We start from the raw sequence: 25215 nt of genomic DNA, 5'->3' as shown, positions 1-25215 counted from the left end.
TGCGTATGTACACCGGCGTCCCAACGGTCAAGCAGACCGCCGTCTATGTCTACCAGACCCCGGTGCGGATCTGGCACTGGGTCAATGCGCTCGCGATCACGGTCCTGGCTATCACCGGCTATCTGATCGCTAACCCGCTGCCGAGTCTGCCGGGCGAGGCTGGCGATTACTATTTGATGGGCAACATTCGCTTCCTGCATTTCGCGGCGGGCTATGTGTTTCTGGTTGGCTTCCTATTCCGGCTCTATTGGGCGGTCGTGGGCAACCGCTATTCGCGTCAGTTGTTCACCTTGCCCTTCTGGCGGCGTGCGTTCTGGAGTGAGCTGTTACACGAGCTGCTCTGGTATGCCTTCCAGGAACCGGAGCCGCGCAAATACGTTGGGCACAATCCGCTCGCGCATCTGTTCATGGTCGCGATCATCACGGTCGGCGGTCTGGTGATGATGGGCACGGGGTTTGCGCTCTATTCCGAGCAGACCGGGCTGGGGAGCTGGCAGGACGAACTCTTCGGCTGGGTCATCCCGGCCGTCGGCCAGAGCCAGGACGTGCGCATGTGGCACCACTGGGGGATGTGGGTCATCGTCGTGTTCGTGATGCTGCACGTCTATACCGCCATCCGCGAGGACATCATGTCGCGTCAGAGTCTCATCAGTACGATGATCAGCGGGTGGCGCATGTTCAAGGACGACCGGCCATGAGCCGGGCTTCGCAACTAGGTTTGTCGCACTCCGTTTCTCCCTCTCCTGCTGGGGGAGAGGGCCGGGGAGCGGGGGAAACGCGGCAGGCCAACGCCCCCAATGTCCTGCTGCTCGGCATCGGCAACGTGCTCTGGGCCGACGAGGGCTTTGGCGTGCGGGTGATCGAGGAGATCGCCCGCCGCTATCGCTTCGGTCCCAGTGTGCGTCTGCTCGACGGCGGCACCCAGGGCATCTATCTGGTCGACGACATTCGCTGGGCCGAGGTGCTGGTGGTGTTCGACGCCATCGACTATGGCCTGCCGCCCGGCACGCTCAAACGGGTCGAGGGCGACGAGGTGCCCAAGTTCATGGGCGCCAAGAAGATGAGCCTGCATCAGACCGGCTTTCAGGAGGTGCTGGCGCTGGCCGATCTGCTCGGCGACTATCCGCGCCATTTGCTGTTGATCGGGGTGCAGCCGGTCGAGCTGGACGACTTCGGCGGTAGTCTGCGCTCCGAGGTCAAGGCGCAGATCGAACCGGCGATCCATCTGGCACGCGAGTATCTGGAGGCATTCGGCGTTGAGTGGGAGGACTGTGAGGCGTCTGAAACGACGGACTATCGCGATCTGCCGCATCCGTCCCTGGGGCTGGAGGTCTACGAATCCGGGCGTCCGTGCATCGAAATGGGGTAGCGCGTTCCCTTCACATCCCGCGAATGTCGAGGTGCTCGAAAAGTAGTGGGTCGACCGCTTCGACGAGTTCGCGCGGCATGATCGAGTAGCCGGGCAGGTTGGGATCGAGCGCCCGCTGGGTCGCACAGATTTGCAGCACATAGCGCCGAACGCCGGTCGCGGCCAGCGTGCAGCTCAGGACGTGCAGATAGTCAGATGTCCAGCCGGGCATTAGGGTGGTGCGGACTTCCAGGTTCACTCCCGCTTCCAGCAGCAAGGCCAAACTCGCCCAGGCACGCTCACCCGAATCGGGCAGGCCAGTGAGGGCCGCATAGTCCTCGGGCAGCGTCTTGATATCGAGTCCGACCCAATCGATCAGCGGCAGAAGTGTGCGCAAGCGTTCGGGATAGGCGCCGCTGGTGTGCAGGCCGATCTTGTAACCGAGCGCGCGGGTTTCGCGCATGGCTGCACCGAGCGCCGTCTGTACGGTCGGCTCACCACCACTGAAAACCACGGCATCGAGCAGTCCGACCCGCCCGCGCAGAAAGGCACGGATGTCCGCCCAATCGATCAGCGATTCAACGGCGGTCGAGTCCAGTAGATCGCCGTTTTGACAATAGCGACAGCGCCAGGGACAGCCTTGACAGAAGACCACCGCCGACAGCTCGCCGGGATAGTCGATGGTCGTCAGGCGCGTAAAGCCGCCGACCCTCAGCCGCTCAGCGGTCTGAGGCTGGTCGGACGTGACACAGGGTGCGCCGTCGGGCATGGACAGGTATTCAGCCGCCGTGTGGGCAGTCAGGGCCTTTCTTTAAGCCGCAACCCGCTGTTCTTGCCGCTTCAGAGAACCGCGCGGCTGCTCGTTGAAGTAACAACGCTCGGCGTGCTCGGACTGCTTGCCGGCATTGAAGGCTGAGACTGGGCGATGATAGCCCATGACACGGGTCCAGACTTCGCAGGGGGTCCGTTCTTCGGTCTTGAGTTCGATAGTGTCTTGCATTGGCACATTCTCCTTGACTTCGATGCGTCGTGATTGCTACTCGTCGCTGGTGCGACGGGTCCGGGTCTTAACCGGCACCAGCCCTTGGGCGGTCAGCACCGGGCCGTTCGGGTTGGTTTTAGTGGATCGACTGGCAGTCCATGCTCGCGCACTGGGCCTTGCGCTTGCGTGCGATCAGCTCCTCGTCGCAGATCGGGCAGAACTGATGCTCGCCCGCGATATAGCCGTGCTTGGGGCAGATAGAGAACACCGGTGTGACCGTGATATAGGGCAGACGGAAGTTCTCCAGGGCGCGGCGCACCAGACGTTTGCAGGCTTCGGCTGAAGAGATCCGCTCGCTCATATACAGATGCAGCACGGTGCCACCTGTGTATTTGCTCTGGAGCGTCTCCTGCATCGCCAGGGCCTCAAAGGGGTCGTCGGTATAGCCGACCGGCAACTGTGAGCTATTGGTGTAATAGGGGGCCTCCTTGGTGCCGGCCTGGATGATGTCCGGAAAGCGCTTCTGGTCCTCACGCGCAAAACGATAGGTCGTGCCCTCGGCAGGGGTCGCCTCCAGGTTGTACAGATTGCCGGTCTGCTCCTGAAACTCGACCAGGCGCGCCCGGATCCGATCGAGCAGCCGGCAGGCGAGATCATGTCCCCAAGCGGTGGTGATGTCCTCGGCATCCTGGGTAAAGTTGCGGATCATCTCGTTGATGCCGTTGACGCCGATGGTCGAGAAGTGGTTACGCAAGGTGCCGAGATAGCGCTTGGTATAGGGGAAGAGCCCAGCATCCAGGTGGCGTTGGATGACCTTGCGCTTGATCTCTAGGCTGTTGCGCGCCAGGTCGAGCAGCGCGTCGAGCCGCACCATCAGACCGGCCTCATCACCCCGGTACAGGTAACCAAGCCGTGCACAGTTGATCGTGACGACACCGAGCGATCCGGTCTGCTCGGCGGAACCAAAGAGCCCGTTGCCGCGCTTGAGCAGCTCGCGCAGATCGAGCTGGAGCCGGCAGCACATGGAGCGCACCATGTTGGGCGAGAGTTCCGAGTTGATGAAGTTCTGGAAGTAGGGCAGACCATATTTGGCGGTCATCTCGAACAATCGCTGGGCGTTCTCGCTCTCCCAGGGGAAATCCGGTGTGATGTTGTAGGTCGGGATCGGAAAGGTGAAGATCCGCCCCTTGGCATCGCCCTCGGTCATGACCTCGATATAGGCGCGATTGATCATGTCCATCTCGGTCTGGAGCTCGCCATAGGTGAAGGGTTGCTCCTTACCGCTGATCACCGGCACCTGCTCGCGTAGATCTTCGGGACACACCCAATCGAAGGTGAGATTGGTAAAGGGTGTCTGTGTCCCCCATCTGGATGGCACGTTGAGGTTATAGATCAGCTCCTGGATGTATTGCTTGACCTGGGTGTAGGACAAGCGATCGACGCGCACGAAGGGCGCCATATAGGTATCGAAACTGGAGAACGCCTGGGCGCCAGCCCACTCGTTCTGAAGCGTGCCGAGAAAGTTGACGATCTGCCCGATGGCACTCGACATGTGCTTGGGTGGCGCCGCCTCAACCTTGCCGGGCACGCCATTGAGCCCTTCGTTGAGCAGGGTGCGCAGCGACCAGCCGGCACAATAGCCCGAGAGCATGTCCAGGTCGTGGATGTGCAGATCGCCCTCGCGATGCGCGGCGCCGATCTCGGGCGGATAGACATGATTGAGCCAGTAGTTGGCGATCATCTTGCCCGCGGTATTGAGGATCAGCCCACCGAGTGAGTAGCCCTGATTGGCATTGGCCGCCACGCGCCAATCGGAGCGGTCCAGATATTCGTTGATCGAGGCGCTGACATCGACCAGGGTTCGGCGGTCGGTGCGCAGTTTCTTGTGCTGCTCGCGATAGACGATATAGGCGCGCGCAGTCCCGAAGTGGTTGGCGGCGATCAGCGTCTGTTCGACGACGTCTTGGATGGCCTCGATGTCGGGCAGACGGCCATCGCTGAAACGGTGCGCGAGCACCTTGACCACCTGGGCGGTCAGCAGACTGGCTTCGGCGGCACCAAACTCGCCGCTGGCCTGCCCAGCACGATAGATCGCCGATTCGATCTTGCTGGCATCGAAACGTACCTCCTGCCCATCGCGCTTGATCACGCGGGTTGGGGGACTGGGAGAGTGCGTCTGGTTGGCCATCTTGATCCTCGGTTTCTGGTGCGGTTTTGAGGCGGAGATGTCGCTGCCCTGCCTTGGGTGAAATCGCGCTTTTCGTTCCAAATCAGTACCCTTGGCGCTGGTTGGAACTGAAAGCACCCGCCGGCTTGGGCACAATATGTAGTAGTTAGCGAGTATAGCTCTAACCAGATAGTGTGGCTAGACCCAAATTGGGTTGACAAGGCCGGCGATTGGCCAGGGTGTGGGGAAACTGCTGTATAGACACCAGTTTTTAGATCCACCTGAGTGGGTGGGTCCCGCCATCACCGGGCGACGCCATGACGGGGGCAAGTCCTGGGACTCAAAGAGTGTGGTGCCGCTCAACGCTTGGTGAGGGCCAACAGGTCTCAAAGGACCACAACAGGGGCACGAGTGCTATCGACGCTTGTGTGCCCGTGTGCGCTTCCCGGCAAGGACGCCCTGGGGCTCGATCATTCCGCGCAGGCGATAGAGCGCCTCCAGCGCCTCGCGCGGTGTGAGTCTATCCGGATCGATGTCGCGCAAGGCCGCGCAGATCAGCGGCTCGACAACAGGGACAGGGCTTGACCTGGTGTGCGACGTCGGCTCCGTTGGAAACAGCGACAGTTGCCGGGTCTCGCGGTTGGCGTGACGATGCGCGCCATCTTCCAGTTCGCGCAATCGCTCGCGCGCCCGGGCGATGACCGCCGGCGGCACCCCGGCGAGCGCCGCCACCGCCAGACCATAGCTCTGATTGGCCGGGCCCTCGCGCAGGGCGTGCATGAAGACGATCGACTGGCCATGTTCGACGGCGTCGAGATGGACGTTGACGATGCCCGGATACTCCTCAGGCAAGGTAGTCAGCTCGAAATAATGGGTCGCAAACAGGCTATAGGCGCCGATGCGCGTGGCCAGCTCGACCGCGCACGACCAGGCCAGCGACAGCCCGTCGAAGGTGCTGGTCCCGCGCCCGATCTCGTCCATCAGGATCAGGCTCTGGGCCGTTGCGTTGTTCAGAATATTCGCTGTCTCCTCCATCTCGACCATAAAGGTCGAGCGACCGCCAGCCAGATCGTCCGCGGCCCCGATGCGCGAGAAGATGCGATCGATGGGACCGATGACGGCACGGCGCGCCGGCACGAAGCTCCCGATATGGGCCAGGAGCACGATCAGCGCATTCTGGCGCATGTAAGTCGATTTGCCGCCCATGTTGGGGCCGGTGATGATCAGCATCCGTCGCTTGCCGTCCAGGCGTAGGTCATTGGCGACGAAGGGGCGATCGAGCACCCGCTCGACCACCGGATGGCGCCCCTCCTGGATCTCGATCTGGGGGCGGTCCGTGAGCTCTGGACAGCTCCAGTTTAGGGTTTGGGCGCGCTCGGCCAGATTGGTCAGCACATCGAGCGTGGCGACGGCAGCGGCGGTCAGCTGGAGCGGTCCGAGCGACAGGCCCAACTGACCCAAGAGTTCCTCGTAGAGCCATTTCTCGCGGGCGAGCGCACGCTCGCGGCTGCTCAAGACCTGATCCTCGAAGCGCTTGAGTTCGGGCGTGATATAGCGCTCGACGCCCTTGAGCGTCTGGCGGCGCACGAAATCGGCCGGGACCCGATCGGCCTGGGTGCGGCTCAGCTCGAGGTAATAGCCATGCACCCGGTTGTAACCGACCCTGAGGTTGGCAATGCCGGTGCGCGCCCGCTCGCGCGCCTCCAGGTCGAGCAGGAACTGATCGGCATGTTCGGAGAGGTCGCGCAGCGCATCGAGTTCGGCGTCATAGCCGCGCGCGATCACGCCGCCGTCGCGGATGAGCAGCGGCGGCTGTTCGAGGATGGCGCGCCGGAGCAGCTCCAACACCTTGGGATGCTCGCCGAGCTCGTCGCGCAGCTCGACAAGCAAAGGATCGTTGAAATCGGCTAGCCCGGCGCGCAGCTCGGGCAAGACGGCGAGCGAGTCGCGCAACGCGGCGAGATCACGTGGTCGGGCGGTGCCGAGCGCCACGCGCGCCAGGATGCGTTCCAGGTCGCCGATCCCGGCCAGGAGCGACTGGATGGCGACGACCTGACCCTGGTCGATCAAGGCGCGGATGGCGCCCTGCCGGGCACAGATGGCCTTGCGGTCGCGCAGTGGACGGTTCAGCCAGCGGCGCAGCAGCCGGCTGCCCATCGCAGTGACGGTCTGGTCGAGCACCCCGACCAGGGTGTGTTCCGGGCGCCCGCCGAGGCTCTCGGTGATCTCGAGATTGCGCCGGGTTGCGGCGTCCAGGATCAGCGCCTCGTCGCGTGACTCGGTGGACAGGCCGCGGATATGGGGTAGGGCAGAGAACTGGGTGTCGCGGACGTATTGGAGCAGACAACCCGCCGCCCCGATCGCCAACCGCATCCCGGCACAGCCGAAGCCGCTCAGGTCGCGGGTACCAAACTGCTCGCACAGTGCACGCTTGCCGCTGTCAGGGTCAAAGTGCCAGACCGGGCGCCGGGTGATACTGCGTTCAGGCCGCAGCTCGTTGTCGAGCCGACTGTCCTCGGCGATCAGGATCTCGGCGGGCTTGAGGCGCTCGAGTTCGCTCATAAGCGCCTCGCGCGATCCGACCTCGAGCACCGAGAAGCGTCCGCTCGAGAGTTCCAGTACCGCCAGACCCAATCCAGAGGCGTCCTCGGCGATGGCGACCAGCAGGTTCTCGCGCCGCTCCTCCAGCAAGGCCTCGTCGGTCAGGGTGCCGGGGGTGACGATGCGCGTCACCCGGCGCTCGACCGGCCCTTTGGACTGGGCCGGATCGCCGAGCTGCTCGCAGATGGCGACAGAGACACCTTGACGCACCAGCTTGGCCAGATAGCTCTCGACGGCATGATAGGGCACGCCGGCCATCGGGATCGGACGTCCGTCCGATTGACCGCGCCGGGTTAGGGTGATGTCGAGCAGACGCGCGGCACGCTCGGCATCCTCATAGAACAGCTCATAGAAGTCGCCCATGCGATAAAACAGCAGCAGATGCGGATACTCGGCCTTGAGGCGCAGGTACTGTCGCATCATAGGCGTGTGTCGGGAGAGATCGGGGGTCGAGCTATCTTGAGTCACGAGAGGTCGCTTGGACAGCAGGCTGGACTGAACGGGCCGGACTGAGCCGAATGTCGCGGCTGAAAGGGACTGCGTTTTACCACAGATCCGGAAAGATCAGCCAATCCTGGTAAAATCCTGCCGATTCGGTCTGTTGCTAGCCCTGTCCATTGCAACCCAGCTCTGTTCGACATTTCCAGCCATGGACCCCATCGCGCCCTCAAACCCTTGGAAACGGCTGTCTGGTCGGATGTCGGGTATGCATGGACGGCAGCTGCTCGGGCGAGTCGGACGACTGATGACGGTCTTGGCGCTCATGGGATTCATGGGGATGGCCAAAGCGGTCGCGGCGCCCGACTTCGAGTCTGATCTCCCAGGCGCAACCGACATCCCCGGTCTTCCGCGCTTCGAGGGCTCGGTCATCATCGGTCATCAGGTCAATCCTTTCGATGAGACGCTGATCCCAAACGGCCCTTGGGACACGGGGGCCGGCGACTGGAAGAAGACGATCAGGGTATCCGGTCGGCGCACGCGGATCCTCTATCTGGCCCCGCGTCATGCCGGTGCGCCGGAGGTCATCCGCCACTACCGAAAGGCACTGGAGAACCTCGGCTATGAGCCGCTCTATCAGTGTTCGGGCTTCAAGGAATGTGGGGAGGGCGTCGATCGCTTCTACGGTGAGGCCGCCAACGGCAAGCAGCTCACCACCAGTCATCTGCTCAAGCATGTCTATTCGGAGACCTCGGTCCGTGAACCGCAGCTTTATACTGGGCATCGCCGGACCCCGGACGGTGATTCCTATGTCTTTGTCTTTGCCGCCTTCCAGGACAACTTTGCCGACTCGTCCGCCGGTAACCGCGTGGCCATCTTTGTCGAGGAGGTGCTGTCACAGCCGATGCGCGAGCGCCCGGCCTCGCTCGAGGCCCGCGAACTGGCCCAGGGACTCTCAGACGCCGGGCGCATCGCCGTCCACGGTATCCAATTCGACTTCGACCAGGCCACCATCAAGGACGAATCCAAGCCTCAACTCGAACAGATCGCCCTGATGCTGGTCGAGAACCCCGACCTTAAACTCTATATTGTTGGCCACACCGACAATCGCGGTACGCTGGAATACAACCTGGATCTCTCGCGCCGCCGCGCCGAGGAAGTGGTGCGCACGCTCATCCAAAATTACGGCATTCTGGGCGAACGCCTCAAACCCATGGGCGTGGCCAACCTCGCGCCCCTGACTAGCAATGCCACCGAAGAGGGGCGCGCGCTCAACCGCAGGGTCGAGATCGTGGCTCAGTAAGCCCCTTTCCACTCATGGGAACTGGGCTGGTCAGAGCGGTAATGCAAAAGACATGACACGAATAGACGATAAACGAATGAGCGCCGATCTGAAGCTGCCGAAGGCCTACAAGACGTTTCTGATGCTGGTCCTGGTGATCGGGCCGTTCTTCTGGCTCAGCTTCACCGAAGAGGGCCAACGGCGCACCGATCTGGCCCTGATGGGGTTTCTCGGCAAGCCCGACTTCAATGCCGCGCTCGAGGCCTTCGACAGTCGGCTAACCGAGGCGAAACTGCGCGAGACCTTCCCAAAGCTCGAATTCCAGTGTGCGGTTGGTACCAATCCGTTTGGCAATCGGTTGTGTGGTGCTGAGATCGGTGCCTTTAACCAGATTCCAGCCAGGTCCGTCTTGCTCTTCTTCCAAGATGATCAGCTACGTGCGGCCAAGGTGGTTTATCAGCCCCCTTATCACGCGATGGTTCGGCGCTGGGTCGATCAGCGGGTTGGGACACACAAGGTCAACCCAACACCTGTCCCCGCCCAGGAAGAGGGCGTCATCGCGCGTCCGGTCGCTCATGGATTGCTCCTGATGCAGGATGGCGAGCTGACTCATGACGCTGATGCAGCGTTGATCTGGCTCTCCCAGGCGGCGATCGCGGACGGGTGAAGCCACATGCGATCACCGTGGAGCTGTGGCACACGCGGTCGGTATGGCCTGTCGCATGAGGAATCGTTGGAACGATTTGCCGCCATGATCATCCGTGTCCAGGAGCGCGTAGGAACAGCTCATAGAGCGTCAGCACGATCTCAACCACGATCAGGATGACGATGTACCACTCAACCCGCAAACTGCGCTTGTTCTGCAACAGATTCAGCAGGGTGCCGGCGGTGTCGTTGATCAGCGTCAGCTTGCGCTCCAACACCAGCTGACGCTCACGGATCTCGTACTCGGCCTCTAGGTTCAAAAACAGCCGTTCAAGCTCCGGGTGTTCCCAAAGGATCTCGGGTTTGTCCCCAATCTCGCCGCGTCCGACCATGTCCTGCTGGATCGCCAATGCCTCGCCGATGTGGCGGAGAAGTGTGTCGGCATCGCTCACGCCGCGCCCTTGACGCCTGAGCCGCTCGGCCAGCGGCTCGATGCGGTCGAAGGCCAGTGCTACACGCGCCTCCTGATCAGCCAGCAGCACGCTCTTGCCCAGGATGTCAGCCACGACCTGGAGTCGGGCCAAATCACCATCGGCCAGTACCAGGCGATCGCGCTCGAGTGACTCGGCGCGATTGGGATCGATCAAGATCGGCAGGTCTTCGCGCTCGGGCTGGATCAGCGGGTCGCGCACGAAGGGGCGGATCTCCTCGATGAAGGCGGCCTCTTGCGCCTCGTCAACCCCGAATAGCACCACGGCGCCTGAGCGAAAGAGCACGGCGTGGCCCGTGTCGCCGATCGCCGTCACCAGCGGATTGGTCGCCAGGGCCTCCATATGCCCGAGACGCTTGATGTCGAGATGACGACCGAGCAATCGAGCACGAGCGGTCAGGATGGTGTTGCCACCGTCGATCATGACAGACATGGGCCTTCCCCTGAAGCGATGGATCATCTAACTGGGTGGATAATTGGTCCAAGCGGCGCCTGGTCGGTTCGGTTTGAGCGGATGGCCGATTATGGGAATCCAATATGACAGATCCAGGTCCAATGGATTGGATCTGTCATGGATCACCCGAGCATCTGCGCCAGCGCCATCGCCAGTGCGATCGGCCCCAGGATCGGGTCGCCCTGGACGAAACACAGCAGGGCGGCGCGATTGCTGGTAAAGTTGGGCGCCTGGCTATGGGCGGTGGCGCGTCTGAGGTTGTAGCCGAGCCGTGCGCGACCGCCGACAGCAGCACCCCAGGCTCCACGAATTCCATTGCAACCCTATTGCGTTCTTTGCGCGTCTTTCGGTTCGACTGCTCGCCTCGGGTTGAGGCGCTCGATGGCCGTGGATCCAATCACTGACCACTGACCACTCCATGTTCGCACTCGACGTTCAGCAACTCACCAAGGTCTATCGCGGCGGTTTCCAGGCACTCAAGGGCGTCGATCTCCAGGTCGAGGAGGGGGATTTCTTCGCCCTGCTCGGACCCAATGGGGCCGGAAAATCGACCTTCATCGGCATCGTCTCATCACTCGTGAATAAGACTTCGGGCCGGGTCTCGGTGTTCGGGCACGATCTGGATCGCGATCCGGAGGGTGTCAAGGCCTGCATCGGCCTGGTGCCACAGGAGTTCAACTTCAATCTGTTCCTGCCAGTGATCGAGGTCGTGCTCAATCAGGCCGGTTATTATGGGATCCCGCGCCCCCTGGCCAAGGCCCGGGCCGAGCGTTATCTGCGCCAGCTCGACCTCTGGGACAGGCGCGATACCGAGATGCGCCGGCTTTCAGGCGGACTGAAGCGCCGGCTGATGATCGCACGTGCCCTGGTCCATGAGCCCCGTCTCCTGATCCTCGACGAGCCGACCGCCGGGGTTGACCTCGAGATCCGTCGCTCGATGTGGTCCTTCCTGCGCGACCTCAATGCCCAGGGGACGACCATCATCCTCACCACTCATTATCTGGAAGAGGCCGAGAGCCTCTGTCGCAATATCGCCATCATCGACGGTGGTCGGATCGCCGAACGCACCAGCCTGGCGGTGCTGCTCAACCGGCTCCACACCGAGACCTTCGTGCTCAACCTCAAGGGGCGGGTGTCAGAGTTGCCGGAGCTGGGTGGCTTTGTGCTCCAGGCGTTGGACGACTGTACCCTGGAAGTAGAGATGAGTCGCGAGCATACCATCAACAGACTCTTCGAGGCGCTGTCACGCAACGGCATCGAGGTCATCAGCCTGCGCAACAAGCAAAACCGGCTCGAACGGCTATTCCTGGAGCTGGTCGACCGGCGCGGCTTGGAGGTCGAGGGATGAGGAGTCGGTTGGACGATTGGCGCCGTTATCGGGTGACCTTTCAGACGATCCTGGGCAAGGAGGTACTGCGCTTCTCGCGCATCTGGGTGCAGACGATCTTGCCCTCGGTCATCACCACCACGCTCTATTTCGTCATCTTCGGGCGTCTGATCGGCGAGCGTATCGGCACCGTGGACGGGTTCGCCTATCTGGACTTCATCGTCCCCGGACTGGTGCTCATGGCCGTGATCACCAATTCCTATTCCAACGTGGTGTCGTCGTTTTATAGCAGCAAGTTCTCGCGCTACATCGAGGAGCTCCTGGTCTCGCCCGCGCCCAACTGGGTGATCCTGGCCGGTTATATCGCCGGGGGTGTGGCGCGTGGTCTAACGGTTGGCGCGTCTGTGATGCTGGTGGCGCTCTTCTTCACCGAGATCCACCTTCATGATCCGCTCCTGACCGTTCTGATCTGTCTCCTGACCGCGACGCTGTTCTCGCTCGGTGGCTTCATCAACGCTATCTATGCCAATAGCTTCGACGACATCTCGATCGTACCGACCTTTGTGCTGACGCCCCTGACCTATCTAGGCGGGGTGTTTTATTCGATCGATCTGTTGCCCGAGTTCTGGCAACGCGTCTCTCTGGCCAATCCGGTGCTCTACATGGTCAATGCCTTCCGCCACGGCCTGCTTGGGGTCAGCGATATCCCGCTCGGGTTGGCGTTCGGCATGATCCTGGTGTTCATCGTGATGCTAACGGCCTATAGTTTGAGCCTGCTGCGCCGGGGCGTGGGTATCAAGACCTGAGGGATTCCGTCGATCCCGGCCTCCGATGTGTCATAATTCGAGACCAAACCTCCATTGACGGATACGCGAACGCTCGTTTTCGTGATCCGAACCCGCTCGTGCAGGTCAATCATCCGTGACATCCAATCGTCGCTCCGGCGCGCGCGGCCGGAGACGCTCACCCAAACGCCGTGGCCTGTGGCTTGGGCATGTACTCGCCGGCTGGTCGCTGGTCCTGATGCTCGGGGCGACCCTGGCCGTGGTCCTCTATGGCATCCATCTCGATCGTGTGGTACGCAGCAAGTTCGAGGGGCAGCGCTGGGCCTTGCCCGCGCGCGTCTGGGCTCGTCCGCTCGAGCTCTACGCCGGGCGGCGTCTGAGTCCTGATCAGTTTGAGTCCGAACTCGAGCGCCTGAACTATCGCGCCGTCGAGTCGCCGCGCAATCCGGGCCAGTATCAGCGTCTGGGCGATCGCTTCGAGGTCTGGACGCGCCCCTTCCGCTTCTGGGACGGTGTCGAGCCAGAGCATCACCTGAACATCACCTTCGCCGATGGTCAGGTCGAGACCCTAACCGACGCCGATGGCGGTGCTGATCCGGCCTTGGTGCGGTTGGACGCCATGCTGATCGCCAGCATCTATCCGACCCACAATGAGGACAGGGTCCTGGTGCGCCGTCAGGACCTGCCCGAGCTTTTGGTCAAGACACTGATGGCGGTCGAGGATCGCAACTTCCAACGTCACCCTGGCGTCGATCCCAAGGGCATCCTGCGCGCTGTGGTGAGCAACCTTCAAGCCGGTGCCGTGGTCGAGGGTGCCAGTACCCTGACCCAACAGCTGGTCAAGAATTTCTATCTCACCGCCGATCGCACACTCGAGCGCAAGATCAAGGAAGCCTACATGGCCGTCTTGCTGGAGCTGCACTACAGCAAGGACGAGATCCTCGAGGCCTATGCCAACGAGATCTATCTGGGCCAGGATGGCAGCCGTGCCATCCACGGCTTCGGATTGGCCAGTCAATTCTTCTTCAATCTGCCGCTCGATGAACTCGATGCGCCCAAGGTCGCCCTCCTGGTGGGGCTGATCCAGGCGCCCTCCAGTCTGGATCCACGCCGCAACCCGGAGGCCGCCAAGGCGCGCCGCGATCTGGTCCTCGATCTCATGGTGCGTGACGCCGTCATCAGTCCAGACGAGGCAGAACGGGCCAAACGTGCGCCGCTCGGGATCCAGGACGGCGGCGGGCGTCCAGCCGGGCACTATCCCGACTTCATCTCGCTGGTGCGTCGCCAGCTCCAGCGCGACTATCGCGACGAGGATCTGCGTTCCGAGGGGCTGAATATCTTCACCACACTCGATCCTGTGGTACAGGCCGCCGTCGAGCGTTCGCTGTCTAAGAAACTGGACGAGCTGGAGAGGCAGCATCGGATGAAGGCCGGAAGCCTGGAGGCGGCCGCCGTCGTGACCTCGGTCGCGCAGGGGGAGGTGTTGGCCATCGCTGGCGGGCGCGAGCCGGGCTATGCCGGTTTCAACCGCGCGCTCGACTCGGTGCGTTCGATCGGTTCGCTGGTCAAGCCGCCGATCTATCTGACGGCCCTGTCGCAACCGGAGCGCTACACCCTCACCACCAGTCTTTCAGACACCCCCGTCAGCCTGTTCGACGGCAACAAGCGCTGGGAGCCTAAGAACTATGATCGCAGGGTCAACGGCTCGGTACAGCTGCACAGCGCGCTGGCCCGCTCGCTGAACCTAGCCACGGTCAACCTGGGTCTGAGCATCGGTGTCAAAAATGTCGTAGATACACTCTACAAGATGGGCGCACAGCGTCGTATCCGGGTCGTGCCTGCGGTGCTGCTGGGCGCAGTGTCCATGTCGCCCCTGGAGGTGGCTCAGATCTATCAGACCATCGCCGCCGGCGGCTATCGCGCCCCCTTGCGCGCGATCCGCGAGGTGGTCGACGCCCAGGGCCGTCCACTCAACCGCTATCCGCTCGCCATCGAGGCCGTGGTCGATCCCAGGGCCGCCTATCTCACGACCTGGGCCATGCAGCGGGTGGTCACGCATGGGACGGCCAAGTGGCTTGGCGATCAGTTGCCCAAGGGGATGACCATGGCCGGCAAGACAGGCACCACCGACGAGAAGCGCGACAGTTGGTTTGCCGGTTTTTCAGGCGACAAGGTGGCTGTGGTCTGGGTCGGTCGCGACGACTACAAGCCGATGGGGCTGACGGGCGGGGCCGGGGCGCTCCGGGTATGGGGCGACTTCATGCTGGCGCTCGACAACGAGCCCTTGCCCGAGACCCCGCCCGAGGGTGTGGTGCTGGTCGATGCCTGCGGGCACAAGAATGTGCCCTATATCGGCAACAGCGCCAAGGGGGCGGCCAGATGCGGCGGCGGTCAGGGTTCGGAGGCGCGCGGCGCCTCGTCCGCGGGCGACGAGCGGACGACGGCGCGCGACGAATCCGTGGCGACTGAAGCGCCGGTCCGACCACCGGAACCGCCGCCCAAACCCAAACGCACAGAAAACCATTTCATGAGCGACTTTTTCGACCGCTAATCTCCACATAAAGAGAGTTCGAGGCGACTGATTCATGAAACCCTTGCATCGATTTCTGCTCGTCTCCTTGCTGGTCTCAATCGGCCTGGGCGCGTGCTCCATGGGGCCGCGCGAGGGGCCACCGGCCACTATTGTTCAGGTGACGCCGCGTGCGGATCAGACCGTCCGTCCGCTCCAGTCGCCCCCCAAACCGCCGCGAGTACCCGAGGATACGACTCCCCCGGTCAAGCGTACCACTCAGGTCTATGCCTACCAGGATCCGAGCACGGCGCCTGAACCGGTCACGCCGCCGGCACCTCAGGAGAGGGTCCCAGCGCCTGCACCTGATATCCAGCCAGTTGCGCCTGTCAGCCAGACTCAACCTCCGCCGACTCAGACGCCTAGTGTGCCGCCAACGTCGCCTGCCGTACCACCGCCGCGTCCGGATGAGCAGCGGGTTGCCAAGGTCGATCCGCGCTCGGTCCTGCCTGCAAGCGAAACACCGCCCCCCCCGCCGCCCGTGCGGGCCCTGCCGCCCTCGAACATTGCCGCACCACCCAATCTGCCGCCAGCCGCCGCCAAGCTGGCCGCTCAAGCCGAGCAGCAGCGCCAGTCAGGCGACTATGCCGGCGCGGCGGCCTCACTGGAGCGCTCGCTGCGCATCGCTCCACGTGAGGCCTATCTCTGGAACCGGCTTGCGCGCGTTCGGCTGGAGCAGGGACAGGCGGCCCAGGCCGGCAATCTGGCCTCGCGTGCCAATGATCTTGCGGGCGACAGGGAGGATCTCAAACGCGACAACTGGCGCATCATCGCCGAGTCCAGGCGCCGTTCGGGAGACCTGGCGGCCGCGAGTGAGGCCGAGCAACGCGCAGGAGGTAATTGAGACTGACATCGATAAGGATCGGCTAAAAGACGTTTCACAAAGTCGTAGCTTTTCTGGTATTTTTCCCGCCCGAACGACGGTTGTTTCATGCCCTCCGCGACCCTGGCGGGTGACTGAAGCATCCGGTGGCGTCTTCACCCTCTGTCGAAGGAGGTTCGTGCATGATCAAGCCAGTCGGGTCTGACCAACTCAGGCCGCGTTTCGTCTATGATCCGGAGGAGCATCATCGGCTCGCCCACGAAGCCGAGTCCCTGCCCTCGGTGATCGTCAGCTCCCAGGCCGCCGGCAATGCCGTCATGTTGGGCGCCGGGTATTTCAGCCCACTCGAGGGCTTCATGAATCTAGCCGATGCGCTCAGCGTCGCGCAGTCGATGACCCTGACCGATGGCCGCTTCTTCCCGGTGCCGCTGCTCTGTCTGGTCGAGTCGGCCGACACCCTCGCCGGTGCCACACGGATCGCGCTGCGCGACCCGAACGTCGAGGGCCATCCGGTGCTCGCGGTCATGGATGTCAACGCCATCGAGCCGGTCTCAGATGAGCAGATGACGCTGATGACCGAGCGGGTCTATGGCACCACGGATCCAAAGCATCCGGGCGTCCAGACCTTCAACAGCCAGGGACGCATCGCCCTCTCCGGACCGATCCAGGTCCTCAATTTCTCCTATTTCCAGACCGACTTCCCCGACACCTTCCGCACCGCGGTCGAGATCCGCCACGAACTCCAGGAACGCGGCTGGAAGAGGGTCGTCGCCTTTCAGACCCGTAACCCCATGCATCGCGCCCATGAGGAGCTGTGCAAGATGGCGATGGCGGCGGTCAAGGCCGACGGGGTCGTCATCCACATGCTGCTCGGTCGGCTCAAGCCGGGCGACATCCCGGCCCCGGTGCGCGATGCCGCCATCCGCGCCATGGCCGAGCTCTATTTCCCACCCAACACCGTGATGGTGACCGGCTATGGCTTCGACATGCTCTATGCTGGACCGCGCGAGGCGGTGCTGCACGCCTATTTCCGCCAGAACATGGGTGCGACCCACTTCATCGTCGGGCGCGATCATGCCGGTGTCGGCGATTACTACGGGCCCTTTGATGCCCAGACCATCTTCGATCGCGAGGTGCCGCCCGGGGCGCTCGATATCGAGATCTTCCGCGCCGACAACACGGCCTACTCCAAGAAGCTTGGACGGGTCGTGATGATGCGCGACGCCCCCGACCATACACCGGATGACTTTATCCAGTTATCCGGGACCCGGGTGCGCGAGATGCTCGGACGGGGCGAGGCCCCACCGCCCGAGTTCTCCCGTCCCGAGGTTGCGCGAATCCTCATGGACTACTACCAATCGCTCCCTTAAGTCTTAGCCTACCGGAGGCCCAATGAAATGATTACCAGCAACCCCTTCGCCGAGCTTTCGGCGGTCATCCCACCGTCCGTCATGCAGGGCTATGTCGTGTTGATGATCCTTTTGGTCATTGGCGGTACCCTGCTCGACATCAAACACAAACGGAGCGCCGAGTATTTCTTCGAGAAAGGCAAGTCGCTCAAGAAACTGGCCAAGCGTGAGGTCGGCACTGCCGAGAAGCTGGGTATCGCCGTCAGCACCCTGGCCAACGAGGTCCTGGCCTCGGGCGAGTTCGAGAATCCGGACCGGCGCAAATCGCACCTGCTCATGATGTACGGCTTCGTCATCTTCGTGGTGACGACCGCGCTCCTGATCTTCGGGGTGGAGGACAAGAGCTCGGGTTTCATCCTGCCCTTGCTCTGGCACCTCGGCGCACTGTCGGTCTGTGTCGGCGGCTACTGGTTCTGGTTCAAGATCCGCGTCGACGTGCGTTCCGAAGGTCATCCCTGGTGGGACGTCCATCTGGCGGACCTGTTCATCGTCTCGCTGCTCTTGACCACGACCCTGGCCCTGGTGTGGTCACTGCTGGGCTCGATGCTTGTCTTTGCGCTCTTCATCGCTGCTGCCACCACCCTGTTTGGCACCGTCTATTGGTCGAAGCTGGCGCACATGTTCTACAAGCCTGCCGCCGCCTTCCAGAAGAAGATCGCCAAGGCCGACGGCTCACTGGATAAACTGCCCGAGCTGCCTGAGGACCTGAGCAATCCCGAGGTCAAGCAGCGTTATCCGGACATCCCAACCTACATGGGCGACAACCCGCCCTACATGGGCCTGGGGATCAAGCGCGAGGCGCCGACCCATTATTGATCCCGCCACGCTGAACACAGTCGAGAGAGAAGAGGATCACACGAATGCCAACGTTCGTTTATATGACGCGCTGCGACGGCTGCGGCCAATGCGTCGATATCTGCCCATCGGACATCATGCACATCGACACGACCATCCGGCGTGCCTACAACATCGAGCCCAACATGTGCTGGGAGTGCTACTCCTGCGTCAAGGCTTGTCCACAAAACGCTATCGACGTGCGCGGCTATGCCGACTTCGCCCCACTGGGTCATTCGGTGCGGGTGCGCCGCGACGAGGAGAAGGGCGTCATCGCCTGGCGCATCATCTTCCGCAACGGCGAGAAGGACATGAACCTGCTCGCCCCCATCACCACCAAACCCTGGGGTCAGGCCACGCCCAACCTCAAAGAGGTGCCGGCGCCCTCGCAAGAGATGCGCGACAGCCAGTTGCTGTTCAACGAGCCCAAATACATTCGCTTCGATGACGGCGGTCTGCATACGCTCGAGGCGGCAGGGTTGAAGATGAAGGCGGGGGTGTATTACTGATGGCCTACAAGACAATCATCGAGGACGACATCGACATTCTGGTCGTCGGCGCGGGTCTGGGCGGCACGGGCGCGGCCTTCGAGGCCCGCTACTGGGGCCAAGACAAGAAGATCGTCATCGCCGAGAAGGCCAACATCGATCGCTCCGGCGCCGTGGCCCAGGGTCTGTATGCCATCAACTGCTACATGGGCACCCGCTTCGGCGAAAACAAACCCGAGGATCACGTCCGTTATGCCCGCATCGACCTCATGGGCATGGTGCGCGAGGACCTGCTGTTCGATATGGCCCGCCACGTCGACTCGACCGTGCACCAGTTCGAGGAATGGGGTCTACCCTTGATGCGCAACCCCAAGACCGGCGCCTATCAGCGCGAGGGTCGCTGGCAGATCATGATCCACGGTGAGTCCTATAAGCCGATCGTCGCCGAGGCGGCAAAGAAGTCGGCCGACAAGGTCTTCAACCGCATCTGCGTCACCCATCTGCTGATGGACGAGAGCAAGCCCAACCGGGTCGCGGGCGCGGTCGGCTTCAATGTGCGCACCGGCAACTATCACGTCTTCAAGTCCAAGACCGTGATCGTCGCCGCCGGCGGGGCCTCCAACATCTACAAGCCGCGCTCGGTGGGCGAGGGTGCGGGTCGCGTCTGGTATGCCCCCTGGTCCTCGGGCTCGGCCTATGGCCTCTTGATCGGTGCCGGCGCCAAGATGACCCAGATGGAGAACCGCATCGTGCTGGCGCGCTTCAAGGACGGCTATGGCCCGGTCGGTGCCTATTTCCTCCATCTCAAGACCTATACCCAAAACGGTCTGGGCGAGGAATACGAGTCCAAGTGGTGGCCACAGTTGCAGGAGATGGTCGGCAAGGAATATCTGGATCCGGACTCCTTCCATCTCACCCATCGACCCATCCCCACCTGTCTGCGCAACCATGCGCTGATCAGCGAGGTCAACGCCGGTCGCGGGCCGATCCACATGGTCACCATGGAGGCCTTCCAGGATCCGCATCTGGAAGAGATCGGCTGGCACAACTTCCTCGGCATGACCGTCGGCCAGGCCGTGCTCTGGGCCGCGACCGATGTGGATCCCAAGAACGAGAATCCGGAGCTCACCACGTCTGAGCCCTATGTCATGGGTTCGCACGCGACCGGTTGCGGGGCCTGGTGTTCGGGCCCAGAGGATGTCTCGCCGCCCGAGTATTTCTGGGGTTATAACCGCATGACCACGGTCGAGGGTCTGTTTGGTGCCGGTGACGCGGTCGGTGGCACACCGCACGCCTTCTCGTCCGGTTCCTTCACCGAGGGGCGTCTGGCGGCCAAGGCGGCCTGCAAATACATCGACGACGGCAAGGCCGAGGGGATTCGCGTCTCCGACGAGCAGATCGAGCGTCGGCGCAAGGAGATCTACAAACCGCTCGAGCACTACCGGATCTATCGCAACGAGATCACCGCCGGTTCGGTCAACCCGAACTACATCAACCCGCGTCAGGGCCTGGATCGCCTGCAAAAGCTGATGGACGAGTACTGCGGCGGCGTGACCGTCAACTACATGACCAATGAGAATCTGCTCAACATTGGTCTCAAGAAAATGAAGCTCTTGGAAGAGGACCTCGAAAAGCTGGCGGCCGAAAATATCCACGAGCTGCTGCGCGCCTGGGAGCTCAAGCATCGCCAGCTCACCGCCGAGGCGGTCTTGCAGCACACCCTGTTCCGCAAGGAGACCCGCTGGCCGGGTTACTACTATCGTGGCGATGCCATGAAGGTCGATGACGCGAACTGGCATGTGCTGACGGTGTCGCGTCGTGATCCCGAGACCGGCGAGTACACCATGGAAAAGGCACCCTGCTACCATCTGGTCGAGGACTGAGTGGCTTGAGTTCGCCTTGAGATAGGATCTGGGCCCTCGGTGCTACCGGGGGCCCAGTTCTTTTATTCATCCGGCCCTCAAATACCCGACCCTGGTCTTTTGGGGCAACGCCAAGACCGGTCCAAGGCCCGGCCTGGGCCTTAAGCGGCTGATTGCCGCGCCGGGTCAGCCAGGCCCTGGATCACGGCGGATTACCAGAGATGACCCGCCACGCTATGACAGATTCGTAGGATGGTCAGCGCGCCTGCGCTGATCCCCTTCCGAGGGCTAAAATGCCGTGGCTTGAAGACGATTTGATGATGCTATGAATATCAATGATCTGACCGACGAAGAGATCATCGCGATCGCGCACCCCCTGTGGGACGATCTCGTCAAGTATTCCAACAAGGGCGACTACGGCAAGTTCATCAAGAAGTTCTCCTACAATCTGCTGCTTGGTCTCAATGAGGTCGAGATGGGCAAACAGTTCGCGCATAGTGAGCTGGCGCGGAATCTGGTCGAGGAGCGCGACTTTCTCGGGCTCATCCGGCGCGGCGAGCATGTGACGGCGCTTTATCGCGTTCGCTGCAAGGTCAAGGACGGTGAGTGGCTGGGCCGGATGGTGCTCGGCTATGAGAATGGCGAGGTGCGGATCTTTGCCGCCTCGATCTTCTGAGCCCTGAGCCGACGATGAAACAGACCATTCGCGACGACAGCTTCGTCGAACTGAGCTATCGCATCCTCGATCAGAAGACAGGGGTCGTCTTGACGGCGGTCGAGTTTCCGCTGGGCTATGTCCAGGGCCGCAACTCGGTGCTGGATCCGCGCATCATGGCCGAGTTGGAAGGTAAGTCGGTGGGCGAGACGATCTCGGTTCCGATCGATTGCAGCGAACTCTATGGGGTACGGGACGAATCGCTCGTCATCACCGATCTGATCGAAAACGTTCCCGAGGAATATCGCCAAGTCGGCCTGCAGATCCTGATGGAAAACGAGAAGGGCGAGACCAAGACCTTCTTCGTGACCCGCATGGACGACAAGACCCTGACGCTCGACGGCAATCATCCGCTGTGCGGTCGACAGGTCGTCTTCGAGCTGCAAGTGCAGAGCGTGCGCGCGGCGACGCCAGAGGAGATCGCCGCCGGTGGGCCGCTGGAGCAGGCTCCAGACATCGGCGGATCGCCGACGCGACCGATCTGATCCCAGGGCTTCAACTGGCCGGATGTTGCCGATCGATCCTAGCAGCCGAGGGCTTGAAGTCTCTCAATCGCGGCTGAAGCCGCTCCTACAAAATCAATAGGTTACGGATAAGGTTTTGCCAAGAATGGCATAAATCAGCGTTTCCCTAGAAAATGTCAAGCCTGTGGAGAGGACGGCGCTGGCATCGTGGCAAGACCGGCCTCGCTACAGTGAACGCGCCGCGCGGCGGATCCGGTCATGTACGGCGATCCAGGCCGGGTCCTCGGGTGGCAGGGCGATCAACAGGACGTCACAGTCGCTGCCATCGGCCTGGTGCAAGACCGAATAGAGCATCGAGGCATAGTCCTCTGGGACGGCAGGCATCGGCCAGAACCTCGCGACCGGCCAGTCGGGGGGACGAGTCGCGATGAGTCCCAGACGCTGGTCCGGGAACGGGCTTGGGTGCAGATCGAGCAGATCGATCGGGATCCGGTAGCAAGGCTTGCTTGGCGCATAATGCGAGTCCAGCATACCGGGCACACGAGGCGCGGTCGCGTCTGTGGTCAGGAGTCGGGGCAGATGCGGCGCGAGGGCCTCCGCCGTAATCCGACCGGGCCGCAGGAGGCGGGGATGGTCGCCGCTGAGGTCCACAATGGTGGATTCGATCCCGACCGGGCAGGGGCCGCCATCGACGACGGCCGCGATCCTGCCCGCCAAATGGCGCTGCACGTGCTGGGCGGTGGTGGGGCTGATCCGGCCGAATGGATTGGCGGATGGCGCGGCCAGCCCGCGTTCTGGACCGAGTCGTTTCAATACGGCCTGAAACACCGGATGGGCGGGCACGCGCAGCGCGACCCTGGTCTGGCCGCCCGTCACCAGCGGCGAGACGGTCCGTGCTGCCGGCAGGACCAGGGTCAGGGGTCCAGGCCAGAAGGCCGCTGCCAGTCGCCAGGCGGCTTCTGGCACGGCAGCGACCCAGGCAGACAGTTGTTCGGCCGCGGCAATGTGCACGATCAGCGGATGATCGGCGGGGCGGCCTTTGGCCAGAAAGATCGCGCGCACGGCCTCGGGATTGCTCGCATCGGCTGCCAGACCATAGACGGTCTCGGTGGGGAGGGCCACCAATTCGCCCGCTTGCAGCAGGTTCGCTGCCGTGGTCAGGTCTTCCGGGCTGGAAGTGAGATACAACATGATCGGGATACCTTGTCATCGTGCCGTTTCGCCGCCGACCGGGATGTTGAAGACCGCTCGATCATGCCCTGGCGCGGCATGCCTTTGCATTGACCCGGGGACTCGGCTCATGAACAGCACACGGCACCCTCCGCCTCGAGGTCATCGGCGCTGACGTAACCTCCAGGGCCATCGCCGATCACCCGCAGGCCTGTTGCCAAGGGCACTACGGCATGATTTCTGTTTGTGTCCGAGGTCGTGGTGTTGCGGGCAGAGAAGTTCGTTTGGCCCCTGAACGGCATTTGCCGCTGGGGGCGGGGGCTTCTTGAACAGGATGTTCAAGGCGAACGCTGAAACAGCTTCCTCATGGCGCCATAGACCTGCTCATGGGTATAGGCGTTCTCGCCCCAGTGGAGGAGTGTTTCATCGTCGGTGCGAAAGGTCAGATAGGGGTGTACCTCGACGCCATCGGAGTCAATCCCGGCGAGATCGTCAATGACACCAGCAATGCTCAAGGCGATCTCTGCCGTAAGGTCTTCGAGCCTATCTGACTCGATAGCAGCTTCCTGAAGCTTGATCTTGATTCGGGTAACGATCTCAGCCGTGAACCTGGCCTGCAGATCGTTGAAGGTTGAACTGTCCAGTATCAGTTTCATGATTCGAGCGAACCCTAATCGCGGAATGCGACGTTTCTCGCCGCATTCCGCTCAAAGGGCCCGTTTTTAAGTCTCAGGGACGCTTCGGGGTCTGATACTTGACTTCTTTTTGGAACGAGTCCCAAATGACCTCATAACCGACGAAGCCCTTTTCATTCGGTTGTTTTTGACGGGTCAGGACGAATCGGCTGCGGCCATCCGGAACCTGAGGGCGGGTCTTTTGTTCGCTCATGAGTGCTGACCTTGTGACGAGTGATGGGCCAATGTGTCCATACGGATCTTAAAAGACATGGGTGCATGCACTATCACGGCAGATCCCTGGCCTGTCAAGTCCCACGGAAACCTGTGCAGGCCACCGAGTCGTTAACGTTCGAGCTCCTGGAGATCGAAGCGCATCGCCGCCAGATCCGCAAAGATCCAGGTTGCCGCCGGGGCGCCGAGACCAGCCACGGTGCCAGGATTGACGAGCCAGGTCTTGCCGCCCTTCACGTTGTCCAGACAACGGATCTCCGGCTCATGGCTGTGCCCACAGCAGACCAGATCGTGATTGCCCACACAGGCGAATGCCTCGCCGATGTGCGGATAATGGGTCATGAAGATCCGGCGTTCTGCCAACATCAGATCCGCATCATGGCCGTGATACTGGAGCTGTCCTCCAGATCCGCAGGCCAGACGCGAGATGGAGACCGGATCGCCGAGATTGTTGCCGTGGATCACATGGATCGGCAGTCCCAGCTTGAGGGAGGCCAGCAGCGTATTGGTGCCGATCAGATCGCCGCAATGCAGCACACATTCGGCCCCGCGCGTCTTGGCCTCGGCGATGGCGGTCGCCAACATGGGACCGCGATCATGGCTGTCGGAAACAATGCAGATTTTCATAAAACCTCAGTCTGTCGGGTTCGAGTCCAGGGGTGGCAGGATCTGGCGTCCGACGAGATAGGCGATGATGTCCTCGGCCAGTGCTTGTGGCGTGCGTTCGCCGTCGGCCTTGACGACGAGTTCCGGGGATTCCGGTGTCTCATAGGGGTCGTCGATACCGGTGAAGTGCTTGATCTCACCGGCGCGGGCCTTCTTGTACAGCCCCTTGGGGTCACGTCGTTCGCACACCTCGAGCGGCGTGTCGACGAAGACCTCGATGAAGTCACCCTCGCGCATGCTGTTTCTGACGCGCCGACGGTCAATCCGATAGGGGCTGATGAAGGCCGTCAAGGCGATGATACCCGCCTCGCAGAAGAGCTGAGCGACCGCGCCGATGCGTCGGATGTTTTCCTCGCGATCAATCGCACTGAAGCCCAGTCCGAAACGCCGGGCGAACTCCTCGCCGTGCGTCTCGCGCAGCCGCTCTGGGCTGGCATTGAGGCCATGACGCACATTGTCCCCATCGAGCACGACTGTCCTGACGCCGCGTTCCAACAATAGATGATCAAGCGCATTGGCCAGCGTGCTCTTGCCCGAGCCGCTTAGACCTGTCAACCAGATGACACAACCGCGATGGCCGTTGAGGCGTTCTCGATCCTCGCGCGAAACACGGTGTTCGTGCCAGGTCAGATGGAGATCGGACGTCATGCGGAATCCTTGTGTGTGGTGAATGAACCCGGCCAGGCGGACGGCCGTGCGGCATTCTCAAACCCGCGCCAACACATTGTCAATCATCGTCCCTATTGACAGGACCATGAAATCATGATGCCCTGATCCAGGCCGGCGGA

Annotated in this window: 24 protein-coding genes; 14 read left to right on the top strand and 10 right to left on the bottom strand. The window is 62.2% G+C overall.

What is annotated here, in order from left to right:
* Positions 1-5 precede the first annotated feature (5 nt).
* The gene (cybH, locus tag E6P07_RS06970; protein WP_153974942.1) at positions 6-698 is read left to right on the top strand and encodes a Ni/Fe-hydrogenase, b-type cytochrome subunit; all 693 of its coding nucleotides are present in this window, start codon (positions 6-8) and stop codon (positions 696-698) included.
* A 104-nt stretch (positions 699-802) separates the two neighbouring features.
* Positions 803-1369: a HyaD/HybD family hydrogenase maturation endopeptidase gene (locus E6P07_RS06965; protein ID WP_153976171.1), complete on the top strand. Its 567-nt coding sequence runs from the start codon at positions 803-805 to the stop codon at positions 1367-1369.
* A gap of 10 nt (positions 1370-1379) precedes the next feature.
* Here the strand turns inward: E6P07_RS06965 and E6P07_RS06960 are convergent, their stop codons facing one another.
* The 4 genes from E6P07_RS06960 to mutS form a co-directional block, all read right to left on the bottom strand.
* Positions 1380-2117, bottom strand: coding sequence for an anaerobic ribonucleoside-triphosphate reductase activating protein (locus E6P07_RS06960; RefSeq protein ID WP_153974941.1), 738 nt, complete (start codon positions 2115-2117; stop codon positions 1380-1382).
* Positions 2118-2159: 42 nt separating this feature from the next.
* Positions 2160-2348 (bottom strand): anaerobic ribonucleoside-triphosphate reductase, encoded by a 189-nt coding sequence (nrdD, locus tag E6P07_RS06955; protein ID WP_153974940.1) that lies wholly within the window; start codon positions 2346-2348, stop codon positions 2160-2162.
* Between the two features lie 118 nt (positions 2349-2466).
* Positions 2467-4518, bottom strand: coding sequence for a ribonucleoside triphosphate reductase (locus tag E6P07_RS06950; protein ID WP_153974939.1), 2052 nt, complete (start codon positions 4516-4518; stop codon positions 2467-2469).
* A gap of 393 nt (positions 4519-4911) precedes the next feature.
* Positions 4912-7521 (bottom strand): DNA mismatch repair protein MutS, encoded by a 2610-nt coding sequence (gene mutS, locus E6P07_RS06945; RefSeq protein WP_153974938.1) that lies wholly within the window; start codon positions 7519-7521, stop codon positions 4912-4914.
* Between the two features lie 283 nt (positions 7522-7804).
* Between mutS and E6P07_RS06940 the strand changes: the two genes are divergently transcribed.
* Both E6P07_RS06940 and E6P07_RS06935 read left to right on the top strand, forming a co-directional pair.
* Positions 7805-8839, top strand: a complete 1035-nt coding sequence (locus E6P07_RS06940; protein ID WP_246172776.1) for an OmpA family protein — start codon at positions 7805-7807, stop codon at positions 8837-8839.
* A gap of 76 nt (positions 8840-8915) precedes the next feature.
* A complete protein-coding gene (locus E6P07_RS06935) occupies positions 8916-9485 on the top strand; it encodes a hypothetical protein (RefSeq protein WP_153974937.1) in 570 nt (189 codons plus the stop codon).
* 88 nt (positions 9486-9573) lie between these two features.
* On the opposite strand, the gene E6P07_RS06930 is transcribed toward E6P07_RS06935, so the two are convergent.
* Complete coding sequence (locus tag E6P07_RS06930) at positions 9574-10386, bottom strand: RMD1 family protein (RefSeq protein ID WP_153974936.1); 813 nt, start codon at positions 10384-10386, stop codon at positions 9574-9576.
* A 439-nt stretch (positions 10387-10825) separates the two neighbouring features.
* Between E6P07_RS06930 and E6P07_RS06925 the strand changes: the two genes are divergently transcribed.
* The 10 genes from E6P07_RS06925 to E6P07_RS06880 all read left to right on the top strand — a co-directional run bounded on the left by E6P07_RS06925 (position 10826) and on the right by E6P07_RS06880 (position 21704).
* Positions 10826-11755 (top strand): ABC transporter ATP-binding protein, encoded by a 930-nt coding sequence (locus tag E6P07_RS06925; protein ID WP_153974935.1) that lies wholly within the window; start codon positions 10826-10828, stop codon positions 11753-11755.
* The gene (locus tag E6P07_RS06920) at positions 11752-12540 is read left to right on the top strand and encodes an ABC transporter permease (protein ID WP_211363081.1); all 789 of its coding nucleotides are present in this window, start codon (positions 11752-11754) and stop codon (positions 12538-12540) included. The genes E6P07_RS06925 and E6P07_RS06920 overlap by 4 nt, the downstream gene beginning before the upstream one ends.
* Before the next feature lie 115 nt (positions 12541-12655).
* Entirely contained in the window at positions 12656-15070 is a 2415-nt protein-coding gene (mrcB, locus tag E6P07_RS06915; RefSeq protein WP_153974934.1) for a penicillin-binding protein 1B, read from the top strand.
* Between the two features lie 34 nt (positions 15071-15104).
* The gene (locus E6P07_RS06910; RefSeq protein ID WP_153974933.1) at positions 15105-15932 is read left to right on the top strand and encodes a tetratricopeptide repeat protein; all 828 of its coding nucleotides are present in this window, start codon (positions 15105-15107) and stop codon (positions 15930-15932) included.
* A gap of 161 nt (positions 15933-16093) precedes the next feature.
* Positions 16094-17281 (top strand): sulfate adenylyltransferase, encoded by a 1188-nt coding sequence (sat, locus tag E6P07_RS06905; protein ID WP_153974932.1) that lies wholly within the window; start codon positions 16094-16096, stop codon positions 17279-17281.
* A 27-nt stretch (positions 17282-17308) separates the two neighbouring features.
* A complete protein-coding gene (locus E6P07_RS06900; protein WP_153974931.1) occupies positions 17309-18136 on the top strand; it encodes an adenylyl-sulfate reductase in 828 nt (275 codons plus the stop codon).
* Between the two features lie 44 nt (positions 18137-18180).
* Positions 18181-18663 (top strand): adenylyl-sulfate reductase subunit beta, encoded by a 483-nt coding sequence (gene aprB, locus E6P07_RS06895; protein WP_153974930.1) that lies wholly within the window; start codon positions 18181-18183, stop codon positions 18661-18663.
* Complete coding sequence (gene aprA, locus E6P07_RS06890; protein WP_153974929.1) at positions 18663-20525, top strand: adenylyl-sulfate reductase subunit alpha; 1863 nt, start codon at positions 18663-18665, stop codon at positions 20523-20525. Before aprB ends, aprA begins: the two co-directional genes overlap by 1 nt.
* Before the next feature lie 304 nt (positions 20526-20829).
* Complete coding sequence (locus E6P07_RS06885) at positions 20830-21180, top strand: hypothetical protein (RefSeq protein WP_153974928.1); 351 nt, start codon at positions 20830-20832, stop codon at positions 21178-21180.
* 14 nt (positions 21181-21194) lie between these two features.
* A complete protein-coding gene (locus E6P07_RS06880; protein ID WP_153974927.1) occupies positions 21195-21704 on the top strand; it encodes an FKBP-type peptidyl-prolyl cis-trans isomerase in 510 nt (169 codons plus the stop codon).
* A gap of 204 nt (positions 21705-21908) precedes the next feature.
* Here E6P07_RS06880 and E6P07_RS06875 read toward each other — a convergent pair whose 3' ends face one another.
* From E6P07_RS06875 to cysC, 5 genes are all read right to left on the bottom strand, one after another.
* Positions 21909-22874 carry an L-threonylcarbamoyladenylate synthase gene (locus E6P07_RS06875; protein ID WP_153974926.1) on the bottom strand — a complete coding sequence of 322 codons (966 nt, stop codon included), beginning with the start codon at positions 22872-22874 and terminating at the stop codon, positions 21909-21911.
* Between the two features lie 317 nt (positions 22875-23191).
* Positions 23192-23509: a hypothetical protein gene (locus E6P07_RS06870; protein WP_153974925.1), complete on the bottom strand. Its 318-nt coding sequence runs from the start codon at positions 23507-23509 to the stop codon at positions 23192-23194.
* 73 nt (positions 23510-23582) lie between these two features.
* Positions 23583-23741: a hypothetical protein gene (locus tag E6P07_RS13640; RefSeq protein WP_170286791.1), complete on the bottom strand. Its 159-nt coding sequence runs from the start codon at positions 23739-23741 to the stop codon at positions 23583-23585.
* Between the two features lie 131 nt (positions 23742-23872).
* Complete coding sequence (locus E6P07_RS06865; RefSeq protein WP_153974924.1) at positions 23873-24388, bottom strand: metallophosphoesterase family protein; 516 nt, start codon at positions 24386-24388, stop codon at positions 23873-23875.
* Between the two features lie 6 nt (positions 24389-24394).
* Positions 24395-25075, bottom strand: coding sequence for an adenylyl-sulfate kinase (gene cysC / locus E6P07_RS06860; protein ID WP_153974923.1), 681 nt, complete (start codon positions 25073-25075; stop codon positions 24395-24397).
* Positions 25076-25215 lie beyond the last annotated feature (140 nt).

Origin of the sequence: Thermochromatium tepidum ATCC 43061, from assembly GCF_009664085.1 — a bacterium.
Classification (GTDB): Bacteria; Pseudomonadota; Gammaproteobacteria; order Chromatiales; family Chromatiaceae; genus Thermochromatium; species Thermochromatium tepidum.
The sequence above is the reverse complement of the archived record's forward strand: the minus strand, read 5'-3'. Positions and strand labels throughout refer to the sequence as shown.